Source organism: Roseovarius pacificus, from assembly GCF_900142665.1.
Taxonomy (GTDB): Bacteria; Pseudomonadota; Alphaproteobacteria; order Rhodobacterales; family Rhodobacteraceae; genus Roseovarius; species Roseovarius pacificus.
Map to the genome: position 1 here is coordinate 83,434 of NZ_FRBR01000001.1, position 13,947 is coordinate 97,380.

The window sequence follows — 13,947 nt, forward strand, 5'->3', positions numbered from 1 at the left end:
GCCGCGAGTTGTGCTGCCCGTTCGGAGTATTTCAGGAAAGATGAAGGCGGTGCGCTGCGCGGTCAGGCCAATGGGCAATGCCCCGTGCCGGGGGGTTAGTCCGGCGTCATGCGATAGAGCGCGCCCTGCCCCACGGACAGGAACCAGATCGCGCCATCGGGGCCTTCGCGGATGTCGCGCACGCGCAGGGTTTCGGGGGTGGCGATCTGGCGGACCTCGCGCAGCGGGTCGCCCGAAAGCTGCGCGATATGGTCGAATTTGAGACTGCCGACGAAGATATCGCCGCGCCAGTCGGGCCAGAGCGCACCGGAATAGATCATCATGCCCGAGGGGGCGATGGAGGGGTCCCAGTAATAGGCGGGCTGTTCCATGCCGGATTTCGACGTGCCCTCACCGATTTTCGCGCCGGAATAATGCGTGCCGTAGGAAATCACTGGCCAGCCGTAATTGGCGCCGGGGGCGATAAGGTTTACCTCGTCCCCGCCGCGCGCGCCGTGTTCCACCACCCAAAGCTGCCCCGAAAGGTCCAGCGCCGCGCCTTGCGGGTTGCGGTGGCCGTAGGACCAGATTTCGGGGCGGGCATCGGAGCGCTCGGCAAAGGGATTGCCGGGCGGCACCGTGCCATCGCGCGCGATGCGGAGGACCGAGCCGTTTTCACGGCTCAGGTCCTGGGCCGACGGGCGATCCCCGCGTTCGCCGACCGTGACAAAAAGAGCGCCGTCGGGGGCCTCGACCAGGCGCGAGCCGAAATGCCGCCCGCCGGAGGAGCCGGGGCGCATTTCCCAGATCACCTGCCAGTCGGTCAGGCCGCGGTTGTCGTCTGACAGGCGGGCGCGGGCCACGGCGGTGCCCGCGCCGTTGGCCTGCGGTTTGGCATGGGTGAAGAACAGGGTCCGGCTGCTGGCGAAGTCGCGCGGCACCAGAACGTCGAGCAGGCCGCCCTGCCCCTCTGCGGCGATCGGGCCGACGCCGGTGATCTCGTGCCGGTCGTCTCCGTCGAGGCGTAACAGGCGGCCGTCGCGTTCGGTTACCAGAACGCTGCCGTCGGGCAGGAAGCCGATGGACCAGGGGGCGTCGAAACCGTCGGCGACCGCCGCGATGCGTTGGGCCGTTGCCGGGGCGGCGGCAAGGGCGAGAAGGACAAGCGTGGCGATCAGGCGGATCATCGGCACCTCCTGCGGGGGGACGGCTATGGGGTCAGTCTATCACATGGGGTGCGTTGCCGTCCGGTCAACCGGCGCGGCGCCATTGCGGCGCGCGTTATGCTCTTGCGTTTCGCAAATGGCGGGATAGGGTCCGGTCTGGAGATAACCTTCTGCATGGGAGAGAGACGATGAAAAAATTCCTGATGGCCACTGCCGCCGCCGCGCTGACTGCGGGCGCTGCGAGCGCTGCTGACGACACCGTCAAGATCGGCATTCTGCTGGGCTTTACCGGGCCTCTGGAATCGCTGGCCCCGGCGATGGCCGGTGGCGCCGAGGTGGCGATTGCCGAGGTCAGCGACAGCGGCAAGCTGCTGGGCGGCATGACCGTCGAGCCGGTGCGCGCCGACGCCACCTGCATCGATGCGGGCGCGGCCACCGCCGCGGGCGAACGGCTGGTGACCTCGGACGGGGTGGCCGCGATCATGGGGGCGATGTGCTCGGGGGCGACGGGCGCGGTATTGTCCAACGTGGCGCTGCCGAACGGGATCGTCATGATTTCGCCTTCGGCAACCTCGCCCGCCCTGTCCTCGGCCGAGGATAACGGCCTGTTTTTCCGCACCGCGCCGTCGGATGCGCGTCAGGGCACGATCATGACCGAGGTCATCATGGAGCGCGGTATCCAGAGCGTCGCGCTGACCTATACCAACAACGATTACGGCAAGGGGCTGGCGGACAGCTTCCAGCAGGCATTCGAGGCGGCGGGTGGCGAGGTCACGCTGTCGACGCCGCATGAGGACGGCAAGGCCGACTATTCCGCCGAAGTCGGCGCGCTGGCTGCGGCCGGGGGCGATGCCCTGGTGGTGGCCGGGTATGTCGATCAGGGCGGATCGGGCGTGGTGCAGGCCGCGCTGGACACCGGCGCGTTCGACACGTTCGTGTTCCCCGACGGGATGGTCGGCGATGCGCTGATCGAGAATTTCGGCGATGCGATCGACGGCTCGTTCGGGCAGAATCCGGGCTCGGACAGCGAAGGCGCGAAAATCTACGAGGACATGGCCGAAGCGGCCGGTGTCGAGGGGGGATCGGTCTATTCCAAGGAGGCCTATGACGCCGCGGCGCTGATCCTGATGGCCATGCAGGCGGCTGGCTCGACCGATGCGAACGAGTTCAAGTCGCGGATCATGGACGTGGCCAATGCGCCGGGTGAAAAGATCCTGCCGGGCGAGTTGGGCAAGGCGCTGGACATTCTGGCCGAAGGCGGTGAGGTGGATTATGTCGGCGCGACCGATGTCGAACTGATCGGCCCCGGCGAAGCTGCCGGCGTGTTCCGCGAGATCGAGATCGAGAACGGCGAGATCGTTACGGTCCGCTATCGTTGAGGGTTTTCCCTACGTAAAGAAGAACAGCCCGAGGATGGACTCCTCGGGCTGTTTGCGTAAAAGGGCGGATCATGATGACAGACATGCGGACCGGGGGATGACGGGGCGATGATCGAGGTTCACGACCTGCACAAGCATTTCGGCGGATTTCATGCGGTTGATGGCGCGACGCTGTCGATTGCCGAAGGGTCGATCACCGGGCTGATCGGGCCGAACGGCGCGGGCAAGACGACGCTGTTCAACGTGATCGCCGGTGTGCTGCCGCCGACCTCGGGGCGGGTGAGCATGGCGGGCGAGGACATCACCGGGTTGCCGCCGCATGAGCTGTTTCACAAGGGGGTGTTGCGCACCTTTCAGATCGCGCATGAATTCGGGTCGATGACCTGCCGGGACAACCTGATGATGGTGCCGGGCGGACAATCGGGCGAAACCCTGTGGAACACGTGGTTCGGCCGCCGCCGCATCGCCGAGGAGGAACGCGCGCTGCGCGCCAAAGCCGACGAGGTGCTGGAGTTCCTAACCATCGAGCACCTGGCCGAGCAGCGCGCGGGCGAGGTTTCGGGCGGGCAGAAAAAGCTGCTGGAACTGGGCCGCACGATGATGGTGGATGCGCGGATCGTCTTTCTGGACGAGGTGGGCGCGGGCGTGAACCGCACGCTGCTGAACACCATCGGCGACGCGATCCTGCAACTGAACCGCGAGCGCAACTATACCTTCGTGGTGATCGAGCACGACATGGATTTCATCGAGCGTATCTGCGATCCGGTGATCTGCATGGCCGAGGGCAAGGTGCTGGCTGAGGGCACGCTGGCCGAGATCAAGGCCAACGAGCAGGTGATCGAGGCCTATCTGGGCACGGGGTTGAAAAACAAGGACATGGTGGGCGCATGAGCGGGATGGCCGCATCAGTGAACCGCGGCCCGGTTGCCGTATATGGCGGGGGCGTTTCCCCTGCCCGGACGACGGGATGTTCAAGGACGCAAGACGGGGGACGTCATGTCTGAGCCCTTTTTGATCGGCGAGGCGATGACCGGCGGCTATGGCAAGACCGGGCCGGATATTCTGCACGATTGCACGGTGGCGGTGGATCGCGGCGAGATCGCGGTGATCGTCGGGCCCAACGGTGCGGGCAAATCCACGGCGATGAAGGCCGTGTTCGGCATGCTGAGCCTGCGCAAGGGCGCGGTGCGGCTGGATGGGCAGGACATCACCGCGCTGTCGCCGCAGGAACGGGTGCGGCAGGGCATGGGATTCGTGCCACAGACGCATAATATCTTCACCTCGATGAGCGTGGAGGAGAATCTCGAGATGGGGGCCTTCATTCGCGAGGACGATTTCAGCGACACGATGGAGCAGGTTTATGACCTGTTTCCCATCCTGCGCGAAAAACGCCATCAGGCGGCAGGCGAGTTGAGCGGCGGGCAGCGTCAGCAGGTGGCCGTGGGCCGGGCGCTGATGACCAAGCCCAAGGTTCTGATGCTGGACGAACCCACGGCGGGCGTCAGCCCGATCGTGATGGACGAATTGTTCGACCGTATCCTTGAGATCGCCCGCACCGGGCTTCCGGTGCTGATGGTGGAACAGAACGCCCGGCAGGCGCTGGCGATTGCCGACAAGGGCTATGTTCTGGTGCAGGGCCGCAATGCGCATACCGGCAGCGGCAAGGAGTTGCTGGCCGATCCCGACGTGCGCCGCAGCTTTCTGGGGGGATGAGCATGCGGGTGTCCGGGATCGTGGGGGCCACAGTACTATTGGCCGGACTGGCCGGGCCCGTGGTGGCCGGGGGGCTGGACTGTATCGCCACCGAGCGTTGCCGGACGGATGGCGGCGGCTGTGCGCCGTCCCGCCTGAGTATCGAGCTGCGCACGCTTGGCGCGGCGAAGGCGCGGCTCTGGATCGACCGGCAAGGCCCCTACCCCGCGCGGATCGCACGCAGCGGCGGTATCACGCGGATCACACTTGAGAATTTCGGCGGCCGTCACGGGATGGACCTGCACGCCGATGGCGGGTTCCTCTATCGCGGCAACGGCGCCAAGGAATTCACCGGAACCTGCGAGGGAGAGTTGTAATGGACCTGCTGAACGCGTTTGTCGCGCTGTCCAATTTCGTGCTGGTCCCGGCGATTGCCTACGGCAGCCAGTTGGCGCTTGGTGCGCTTGGGGTCACGTTGATCTATGGCATCCTGCGGTTCTCCAACTTTGCCCATGGCGACACGATGGCCTTTGGCACCATGGTCACGATCCTGTTCACATGGTTGTTCCAGAGCTGGGGGCTGAGCCTTGGGCCGCTGCCCACCGCGCTTCTGGCGCTGCCCTTCGGTATTCTGGGCTGCGTGGCGCTGGTGCTGCTGACCGACCGGGCGGTGTACCGGTTCTATCGCGAGCAGAGGGCCAAGCCGGTGATCCTCGTGATCGTGTCCATCGGTGTGATGTTCATCATGAACGGGCTGGTGCGCTTCATCATCGGCCCCGGCGACCAGCGGTTCGCCGATGGCGAGCGCTTCATCATCTCGGCGCGGGATTTCAAGGAAATGACCGGGCTGCGCGAGGGGCTGGCGATCAAGACCACGCAGGGCCTGACGGTGGTCACGGCGGTGATCGTTGTGGCGCTGCTGTTCTGGTTCCTGAACCGCACGCGCACCGGAAAATCCATGCGCGCCTATTCGGACAACGAGGATCTGGCGCTGCTGTCGGGGATCAACCCGGACCGGGTGGTGATGGTCACATGGCTGATCGTGGCGGCGCTGGCCACCGTGGCGGGGGTGCTTTACGGGCTGGACAAGAGTTTCAAGCCCTTCACCTATTTCCAGCTTCTGCTGCCGGTCTTTGCCAGTGCCATCGTCGGCGGCCTCGGCAATCCGCTGGGGGCGATCGCGGGCGGGTTCATCATCGCCTTTTCCGAGGTCATGATCACCTATGCGTGGAAAAAGGTGCTGGGCTATACCCTGCCCGAGAGCCTTGAACCCGAGGGGCTCGTGCAGCTTCTGAGCACCGATTACAAATTCGCGGTCAGTTTCGTCATCCTGCTGATCGTGCTTCTGTTCCGCCCGACGGGCCTTTTCCGGGGGAAAGCGGTATGAGCGAGACAATGAGAAACACCGCGCTGTTCGCCGGGGTTGCGGCGCTGATCGTGGGGACGGGCCTGTTCCAGAGCTGGAACGCGGCGCTCCTGATCCTGAACATGGGGCTGATTTCGGCCATCATGGCCCTTGGCGTGAACCTGCAATGGGGGTTTGCCGGGCTGTTCAATGTGGGTGTCATGGGCTTCGTGGCGCTTGGCGGGCTGGCCACGGTGCTGGTGGCGATGCCGCCCACGACCGAGGCCTGGGCGGCGGGCGGCGGGCGCGTGTTGGGCGGGCTGCTCTGTGGCGCAGCGGTGATCGGGACCGCGATTCTGGCGCATCGTTTCATGGCCCCGTCCAGGCTGCGCGGGCTGGTGATGCTGGTGATCCTCGTGGGCGGTTTCTTTGCCTATCGCGCGGTGTTCGATCCCGGCGTCGAGGCGGTTGAGGCGGTCAACCCCGCCGGCACCGGATATCTGGGCGGGCTGGGCCTGCCGGTGTTGCTGGCATGGCCCGTGGGCGGGGTGCTGGCGGCGGGTGCGGCATGGATCATCGGCAAGGCGGCCCTGGGCCTGCGCAGCGATTACCTGGCCATCGCCACGCTGGGGATTGCCGAGATCATCCTTGCGGTGCTGAAAAACGAGGACTGGCTGAGCCGGGGTGTGAAGAACGTGAACGGCATCCCGCGCCCGGTGCCCTATGAGATCGATTTGCAGAACGATCCGGGCTTTGTGGAAAAGGTGCAGGGGCTGGGGCTCGATCCGGTCACGGCCTCGTCGCTTTATATCAAGCTGGGCTATGCGGCGCTGTTCACCGTGGTTCTGGTGCTGATCCTCGTGGCGGCGCAGCTGGCGCTGAAAAGCCCCTGGGGCCGGATGATGCGCGCCATTCGCGACAACGAGGTGGCGGCGCAGGCCATGGGCAAGGACGTGACCCGGCGGCATTTGCAGATCTTCATTCTGGGCAGCGCCGTCTGCGGCATCGCAGGGGCGATGATGACCACGCTGGACGGGCAGCTGATCCCGACCTCCTACCAGCCGCTGCGCTTTACCTTCCTGATCTGGGTGATGGTGATCGTTGGCGGCTCGGGCAACAATTTCGGGGCCGTGCTGGGCGGGTTCCTGATCTGGTTCCTCTGGGTGCAGGTGGAGCCGATGGGCCACTGGCTGATGCAGACGATCACCGCGCCGATGGCCGATGGCAGCGCCCTGAAGGAGCACCTGCTGGACAGCGCGGCGCATATGCGGCTGCTGACCATGGGGCTGATCCTGCTGCTGGTGCTGCGATTCAGCCCGCGCGGGCTGATCCCGGAGAAATAGGGACGGATCGGGGGCCAGCCCCCGACCCCCCGGAGTATTTCGGGAAAGATGAAGGAAACGCGGCCCTCTTGTCGTTGGGCAGCCTTCCGGGGTGCGGCGGGCGGTTTCAGGCGCGTTGGCTGCCGATCCGGGCGATGCCGAGCGTGTCGAGCACCCTGGCCTCGATATCGGCGGCGTTGAGGCCGGCGGTGGCATACATATCCGCCGGGCTGGCCTGATCTATGAAGATGTCGGGCAGCACCATGGAGCGGAATTTAAGCCCGTGATCGAAGACCCCGTGTTCGGCCAGAAGCTGTGCCACATGGCTGCCGAAGCCGCCGATGGCGCCTTCTTCGATGGTAATGAGCGCCTCGTGATTTGCCGCCAGATCGAGGATCAGCGCCTCGTCCAGGGGTTTGGCGAAACGGGCATCGGCCACGGTGGGCGTGATGCCGCGCGCGCGCAATCCTTCGGAGGCTTTCATCACCTCGCCCAGACGGGTGCCGAAGGACAGGAGCGCCACGCGCCCGCCCTGCTGGATCATGCGGCCCTTGCCGATCTCCAGCGGTTCGCCCCGTGCGGGCATTTCCACCCCCTCGCCCTCGCCCCGCGGATAGCGGAAGGCGATGGGCCCGTCATCATGCGCGACGGCGGTGGCGACCATGTGTTTCAGCTCGGCCTCGTCGGCGGCGGCCATGACGGTGAAGCCCGGCAGGTTCGCCAGATAGGCCACGTCGAACGCGCCCGCATGGGTGGGGCCGTCGGCCCCCACAAGCCCGGCGCGGTCGATGGCGAAACGCACCGGCAGGCGCTGGATGGCCACGTCATGCACGACCTGATCGTAGCCGCGTTGCAGGAAGGTGGAATAGAGCGCGCAGAACGGTTTCATGCCGCCCGCCGCCAGACCGGCGGCGAAGGTCACGGCGTGCTGCTCGGCGATGCCCACGTCAAAGCAGCGCGAGGGATAGCGTTTATCGAACAGATCCAGACCCGTGCCGTCGGGCATGGCCGCCGTGATGGCGCAGATCTTGTCGTCCTGCCCGGCGTGATCCAGCAGCGCCTCGGCAAAGACGCGGGTATAGCTGGGCGCGTTGGAGGGGGCTTTCTTCTGCTCGCCGGTGGCGACGTCGAATTTCGCCGTGGCATGGCCGCCATCGCGGCGCGATTCCGCCGGGGCGTAGCCCTTGCCCTTCTTTGTGATGATATGAATCAGGGTCGGCCCGGTGGCGCGGGCCTGCACGGTGCGCAGGACCGGCAGAAGCTGATCCATGTCATGCCCGTCGATGGGGCCGATATAGCTGAAGCCCAGTTCCTCGAACAGGGTGCCGCCCACGGTCATGCCCTTGAGCATATCCTTGGCGCGTCTTGCCCCCTCCTGAAATGGCGGGGGCAGGAGCGAGACGGCGCCCTTGGCAGCGGCCTTGAATTCCTGGAACGGCGCACCGGCATAGAGGCGGGACAGGTAGGACGACAGCGCGCCCACGGGCGGGGCAATGGACATTTCGTTGTCGTTCAGGATGACGATCATGCGCTTTTTCAGATGGCCCGCGTGGTTCAGCGCCTCGAAGGCCATGCCCGCCGACATGGCCCCGTCGCCGATCACGGCGATGGCGTCGCCATGGCCCGTGTCGCTGGCGCCGCCCAGATCGCGCGCCACGGCAAAGCCGAGCGCGGCGCTGATCGAGGTGGAGCTATGCGCCGCGCCGAAGGGATCGTAGGGCGATTCCGAGCGTTTGGTGAAGCCGGAGAGCCCGTCCTTCTGACGCAGGGTGCGCATCCGGTCGCGCCGTCCCGTCAGGATCTTGTGGGGATAGCACTGATGGCTGACATCCCAGATGATCTTGTCGCGCGGGGCGTCGAACACCGCATGCAATGCGACGGTCAGTTCTACGACACCGAGGCCCGCGCCCAGATGTCCGCCGGTTTCCGACACCGTCGCGATGGTGTCGGCGCGCAGTTCGTCCGCGAGCCGCCCCAGTTCAGCATCGGACATCCGTTTGAGGTCAGCGGGGCTGTTGACCTGATCCAGCAGGGGCGTTTCGGGTCGGGTGGACATGATGGCGCGCGCCCTCCTTGGGGCAATACTCAGCTATTGCGCGAGATAACGAAGCGGGCCAGCGCCCGCAAGGTCTCGGCTTGGTCACCATAAACAGATAAGGCCTCGCAGGCCTGCTCAACAAGGGTTTCGGCGCGGGCGCGTGCGGCATCGAGCCCCAGCAGCGACACGAATGTGGCCTTACCGGCGGTGGCATCCTTGCCCACGGCCTTGCCTGCCGTGGCGGCGTCGCCGACGGCGTCGATCACGTCGTCCTGTATCTGGAAGGCCAGCCCGAGCGCCTGCGCGTAGGATGCCAGCGGGGCACGATCGGCCTGCGCCATGCGCGGCCCGGCGCAGGCGGCCCATTCGATCAGGGCGCCGGTCTTGCCCGCCTGAAGATGGGTGATTTCCTCCAGTGTCAGGGGCTGGCTGGCGGTTTCGGCGGCGATGTCGAGCGCCTGCCCCAGCACCATCCCCTGCCCGCCCGCAGCGCGCGCAAGGCTGAGCGCCAGATCGGCACGGGCCGCGTCGGTTTGGGCACCGTCGGGATGGGAGGCCAGTTCAAAGGCCAGCGATTGCAGCGCATCCCCGGCCAGAACGGCGGTGGCCTGATCCCATTTGACATGCACGGTGGGCTGGCCCCGGCGCATGTCGTCATCGTCCATGCAGGGCAGATCGTCATGCACGAGGCTGTAGGCATGCATCGCCTCGATCGCGGCAGCGGGCCAGAGCGCGCGGGAGTCTGCCACGCCATGCAGACGCGCGCCTTCGATCACCAGCCGGGCGCGGATGCGCTTGCCGCCCGACACCGCATAGCGCATGGCCTGCGCCACCGGCCCGTCGCCAAACGGTGCCAGAACCTGATCGAGATGAGATTGCACGCGGGCGGCCTGATGCCCCGCAGTTTCGTCTTTCATCGGCGTCAGAGACCCTCGACCGGGGTGGTTCCGGTGGGCGTGCCATTGCCGTCCAGCGTGATCGCGGCGACCTTTTCCTCGGCCTCTTTCAGCTTGGTCTCGCAGCGTTTCTTCAACTCGGCCCCGCGTTCATAGAGCCTGATCGAATCCTCCAGCGCCACATCGCCGCGCTCGAGCTGGCCCACGACCTGCTCAAGTTCCTTCATGGCTTGCTCGAAAGACATTTCGTTTACGGGGGTGTCGGTCATCTGCGCGCCCTGTCAGCTTAAGGAATGTGCGCATACCTTATCCGCGCGGCCGGACGGGTTCAATTCGGTTGACGCTGTCACGGGGCTGCGGGATTGTGCGCGCATGACAGATGCAGATGCGACATCGCGATTACCGGACATGGAGGCCCTTTGGGCCCTGGCCGAGCGGTTCGAGGCGGCGCGCGCGGACGATCCGGCGCTGGCCGGGGCCGGGATGGACGATATGTTGCGTCTGGTGCCGGGGCAACGCGCCGTTTGCAGGGGCCATATTGACGGGCGGCCCTGTGTCTGGCGCATCTTTCTGGACGGGCACGACACTGCGGCGGCCCGTGAATGGGCCGAACTGCAACGCATCTGGCCCGAAATGAACAAGGGCCCGTTCCGCGTGGTCGAGCCGCTTTATTTCTCGCCCGAACACGGGATGATCGCGGTGCAGGAGATCGAGGGCAAGCCGCTGTTCAAACTGCTGTGGAAAGCCCCGCCGCGCAAACGCGCCCAGTGGCTGGACCCGGCAGCACAATGGCTGCGGCAATATACCGAAAGTTCGGAAAGCTGGCAGGAGGCGGGGCATATCGGCTGGTTGCAGCGGGCCGAACGGGCGGCGCGCAAGCAGCCATTCGAGGAATTGCGCAAGCTGGAAACAGCGATCCTGTCGGAACTCGGGCGTCTGGCGCTGCAAATCGACGGTATCGAGTGGCGCGTCGCGATCAGCCATGGCGATTTTCACCCCAACAACCTGATTGCGTGCGGCGGCACCCTGACCGGGATCGACACCGGCGGGTCGGCCAGAATGCCGATCTACAAGGATATCGCGCGGTTCCTGATGCATATGGGGCGGCGCGGCATGATCCCCTCGGGGCATATGTATCTGGGCGTGGATCGTGTGGGGCTGGAGACCTTTGCCGAGCGTTTTGCGATGAGCGGGACCGAACGGCTGGTCATCATGCCCTTCATGCTGGGAATCGAGGCGTTGCTGAGGGTGGAGACCCCTGCCCTGTCGGACTCGCGCATCCGGCGGGCGCGGCGGATGTCCGCCGCGTTGCTGGAGGATTTACGCGCCTTGTGAGGCTTCGGGACGTCAGCGCCCCTTGAACAGCCCGCCCAGTATCCCGCGCACGATGCGTTTGCCGGTGGTGCCCTTGAGTTCCTTCATCACGACACCGGCAATCGCCGCGCCGATGGACCCGGCCAGCCCGCCCTCCCCGGCACCTCCCGAGGTCGAGCGCCCGACCCGTTTGCCGGAATAACGGCGACCGGCGTTGAATTCGCGTTCGGCCATGGATTGCTCTTCGGCGGCTTTTTCGGCCTGTTCGGCCTTTTGCGCCGCTTCGGCGGCCCGGCGGGCCAGCATTTCATGGGCCGATTCGCGATCCAGAACGGTGTCATACTTGCCCGCCACGGGCGATGCGGCCATCACCGTGCGACGGGTCGCGTCGTCGATGGGCCCGAGTTTCGACGAGGGCGGGCGGATGAGGGTGCGTTCGACAATGCCGGGCACGCCCTTGTCTTCCAGCATCGAGGTCACGGCCTCGCCCACGCCGACATCGCGGATCGCGTCGGCGGTATCGAAGCGGGGGTTGGGGCGATAGGTTTCCGCGGCCCGTTTCAGCGCCCGACGGTCGCGCGCGGTAAAGGCGCGCAGCGCGTGCTGAACGCGGTTGCCGAGCTGGCCGAGGATATCCTCGGGCACGTCATCGGGGTTTTGCGTGATGAAATACACCCCGACGCCCTTGGAGCGGATGAGGCGGGCCACCTGTTCGACCTTTTCGACCAACGCGTCGGGCGCGTCGTCGAACAGCAAATGCGCCTCGTCGAAGAAGAACACCAGTTTCGGTTTGTCGGGATCGCCCACCTCGGGCAGTTCCTCGAACAGTTCCGACAGAAGCCACAGCAGGAAGGTCGCGTAAAGGCGCGGCGAGCCCATGAGCTGATCCGCCGCCAGAATATTGATCCGGCCCCGGCCATCGGCATCGGTGGTCATCGTGTCGGCCAGATCGAGCGCGGGTTCACCGAAGAAATCGGTGGCCCCCTGATTTTCCAGCACCAGAAGCTGGCGCTGGATCGCGCCCACCGATTGCGGCGAGACATTGCCATAGCGCAGTGACAATTCCTGCCGGTTCTCGCCCACCCAGACCAGAAGCGATTGCAGATCCTTGAGATCGAGAAGCGGCATGCCCTGTTCATCGGCCACGCGGAAGGCGATGTTCAGGATACCCTCCTGCGCTTCGGACAAATCCATCAGGCGGCTGAGCAGAAGCGGCCCCATTTCCGCCAGCGTGGTGCGCACCGGGTGGCCCTGCTGGCCGAACAGATCCCAGAACGTCACCGGGAAGGCCGCATAGCCGTAATCGTCAAAACCGATGGTCGCGGCGCGTTCGGTGAAGGATTCGTGTAGTTTGAAATCCGCACTGCCCGCCGCCGCCAGCCCCGAGAGGTCGCCCTTGACGTCGGACAGGAACACCGGAACCCCGGCAGCGGAAAAGCCTTCGGCCAGGATTTGCAGCGTGACGGTTTTGCCGGTGCCCGTCGCCCCGGCGATCAACCCGTGCCGGTTGGCGTATTTCAGCGTCAGCCCCTGCCTGTCGCCATAGTCCGCGCCGCCGCCGCCAACGAATACCTTGTTGTCCACGTCACTGCCCCCTGCCGGATTTATCACGCTGCGAACATACAACCTTAACCATTTGGTGCCAGTGTGAATCGCGTTGCCCGGCCCTTCATGTCCTCTTGGGGCGGGGCACGTCCTCCCTGTCTGAACTGGCCGCGCCTTCGGGCGCGGCATTTTTTAGGCGAAACTCTTTCAGTTAGCCTGTTGACGGATAGCGATAACTGTCTTAGCGTTCCGTCAATTACTAAGTCGGCCAGTCCGACAGGGAGATACTTAGGGAAAGAGACCGAAAGGTCTCTTTTCCGTTTTTATGGCGGTTCCTTGCTTTCAGGCGGCCTGCGTTCGAACCTTGAACATCCCATATAGTCACGCTGTACCGGGCGGCAATTCGGCATGGGAGGCCCAAAGCGGATTTCCGCCTTGCACCCCACCACGCAGTTCTGTTTTATCCTGACAGCCGCGCGGCATCGTGATAGATGCCCGCACAGTACAAATTGTCATTCCATGGGGATCATATGCCAAGACTTATTTCGACCCTGCCTCTGGTAGCTCTGCTCAGCCTCGGCACCGCCCTTCACGCTCAGGAAGAGACCGGCGGCAACGCTGCTGCGGAGACCGCGACCGAAGAGCAACCCGCAGCGGAGACTGCGACAGATCAGGGTACCGCGGCCGAGGATGCCGAAGGGACCGCCGATGACGGTGAAGAGACCACAGATGAGGGCGAAGAGGAAGCGGGCTCTGACGATGAGGCGCTGGACATGGGCCGTCAGCAACAGGACCCCACCTATATCAAGGAACAATATGGCGACTGGCAGTTGAAATGCTTCCGCAGCGAAGCCGAGGAAGACCCCTGCCAGATGTATCAGCTTCTGACTGAAGAGGCCGGCAATCCGGTGGCCGAGTTCAGCCTGTTCCGCCTGGCCGAAGGGGCGCAGGCCGTGGCCGGGGCGACCATCGTCGTGCCGCTTGGGACTTTGCTGACCGAAGAATTGCGCATCTCTGTCGATGGCGGACGCGCCAAGACCTATACCTATTCCTTCTGCTCAATGGTGGGCTGCTTTGCGCGGATCGGGCTGACCCAGGAAGATATCAATTCGTTCAAGGCGGGTGGCGTTGCAAACCTGCAAATCGTTCCGGCACAAGCCCCCGATCAGACGGTCAATATCAGGGCTTCTCTGGACGGGTTCACCGCCGCCTTCGACAATGTGACGGTTGTGCAAAACTGATCGGCGAGCAATCGGTTCGCCCTGACGGCG

At 65.1% G+C, this 13,947-nt stretch carries 13 protein-coding genes; 8 read left to right on the forward strand and 5 right to left on the reverse strand.

Annotated features, from left to right (window positions below):
- Positions 1-95 precede the first annotated feature (95 nt).
- The gene (locus BUB53_RS00400; protein ID WP_073031468.1) at positions 96-1,166 is read right to left on the reverse strand and encodes a PQQ-dependent sugar dehydrogenase; all 1,071 of its coding nucleotides are present in this window, start codon (positions 1,164-1,166) and stop codon (positions 96-98) included.
- 167 nt (positions 1,167-1,333) lie between these two features.
- Between BUB53_RS00400 and BUB53_RS00405 the strand changes: the two genes are divergently transcribed.
- The 6 genes from BUB53_RS00405 (at position 1,334) to BUB53_RS00430 (ending at position 6,904) form a co-directional block, all read left to right on the forward strand.
- Complete coding sequence (locus BUB53_RS00405) at positions 1,334-2,524, forward strand: ABC transporter substrate-binding protein (RefSeq protein WP_073031470.1); 1,191 nt, start codon at positions 1,334-1,336, stop codon at positions 2,522-2,524.
- A 108-nt stretch (positions 2,525-2,632) separates the two neighbouring features.
- Positions 2,633-3,415, forward strand: a complete 783-nt coding sequence (locus BUB53_RS00410; protein WP_073031472.1) for an ABC transporter ATP-binding protein — start codon at positions 2,633-2,635, stop codon at positions 3,413-3,415.
- 105 nt (positions 3,416-3,520) lie between these two features.
- Positions 3,521-4,237, forward strand: a complete 717-nt coding sequence (locus BUB53_RS00415; RefSeq protein ID WP_073031480.1) for an ABC transporter ATP-binding protein — start codon at positions 3,521-3,523, stop codon at positions 4,235-4,237.
- 2 nt (positions 4,238-4,239) lie between these two features.
- Complete coding sequence (locus BUB53_RS00420; RefSeq protein WP_073031482.1) at positions 4,240-4,593, forward strand: hypothetical protein; 354 nt, start codon at positions 4,240-4,242, stop codon at positions 4,591-4,593.
- Positions 4,593-5,603 (forward strand): branched-chain amino acid ABC transporter permease, encoded by a 1,011-nt coding sequence (locus BUB53_RS00425; protein ID WP_073031483.1) that lies wholly within the window; start codon positions 4,593-4,595, stop codon positions 5,601-5,603. Before BUB53_RS00420 ends, BUB53_RS00425 begins: the two co-directional genes overlap by 1 nt.
- On the forward strand, positions 5,600-6,904 hold the full coding sequence (locus BUB53_RS00430) for a branched-chain amino acid ABC transporter permease (RefSeq protein WP_073031486.1): 1,305 nt from the start codon (positions 5,600-5,602) through the stop codon (positions 6,902-6,904). The genes BUB53_RS00425 and BUB53_RS00430 overlap by 4 nt, the downstream gene beginning before the upstream one ends.
- 106 nt (positions 6,905-7,010) lie before the next feature.
- Here the strand turns inward: BUB53_RS00430 and dxs are convergent, their stop codons facing one another.
- Genes dxs through BUB53_RS00445 form a run of 3 tightly spaced genes read right to left on the reverse strand, consistent with a single transcriptional unit; the run spans position 7,011 to position 10,086 of the window.
- Positions 7,011-8,939, reverse strand: coding sequence for a 1-deoxy-D-xylulose-5-phosphate synthase (gene dxs, locus BUB53_RS00435; RefSeq protein ID WP_073031488.1), 1,929 nt, complete (start codon positions 8,937-8,939; stop codon positions 7,011-7,013).
- A gap of 29 nt (positions 8,940-8,968) precedes the next feature.
- A complete protein-coding gene (locus tag BUB53_RS00440; protein ID WP_073031490.1) occupies positions 8,969-9,838 on the reverse strand; it encodes a polyprenyl synthetase family protein in 870 nt (289 codons plus the stop codon).
- 5 nt (positions 9,839-9,843) lie between these two features.
- Positions 9,844-10,086 carry an exodeoxyribonuclease VII small subunit gene (locus tag BUB53_RS00445; protein ID WP_073031492.1) on the reverse strand — a complete coding sequence of 81 codons (243 nt, stop codon included), beginning with the start codon at positions 10,084-10,086 and terminating at the stop codon, positions 9,844-9,846.
- Positions 10,087-10,189: 103 nt separating this feature from the next.
- Between BUB53_RS00445 and BUB53_RS00450 the strand changes: the two genes are divergently transcribed.
- Positions 10,190-11,152 (forward strand): phosphotransferase, encoded by a 963-nt coding sequence (locus BUB53_RS00450; protein ID WP_073031494.1) that lies wholly within the window; start codon positions 10,190-10,192, stop codon positions 11,150-11,152.
- 12 nt (positions 11,153-11,164) lie between these two features.
- On the opposite strand, the gene BUB53_RS00455 is transcribed toward BUB53_RS00450, so the two are convergent.
- Entirely contained in the window at positions 11,165-12,715 is a 1,551-nt protein-coding gene (locus BUB53_RS00455) for a helicase HerA-like domain-containing protein (RefSeq protein WP_073031496.1), read from the reverse strand.
- Between the two features lie 491 nt (positions 12,716-13,206).
- Here BUB53_RS00455 and BUB53_RS00460 point away from each other — a divergent pair, with 491 nt between their 5' ends.
- Positions 13,207-13,917 (forward strand): invasion associated locus B family protein, encoded by a 711-nt coding sequence (locus BUB53_RS00460; RefSeq protein ID WP_073033644.1) that lies wholly within the window; start codon positions 13,207-13,209, stop codon positions 13,915-13,917.
- The last annotated feature ends 30 nt before the right edge of the window (positions 13,918-13,947 follow it).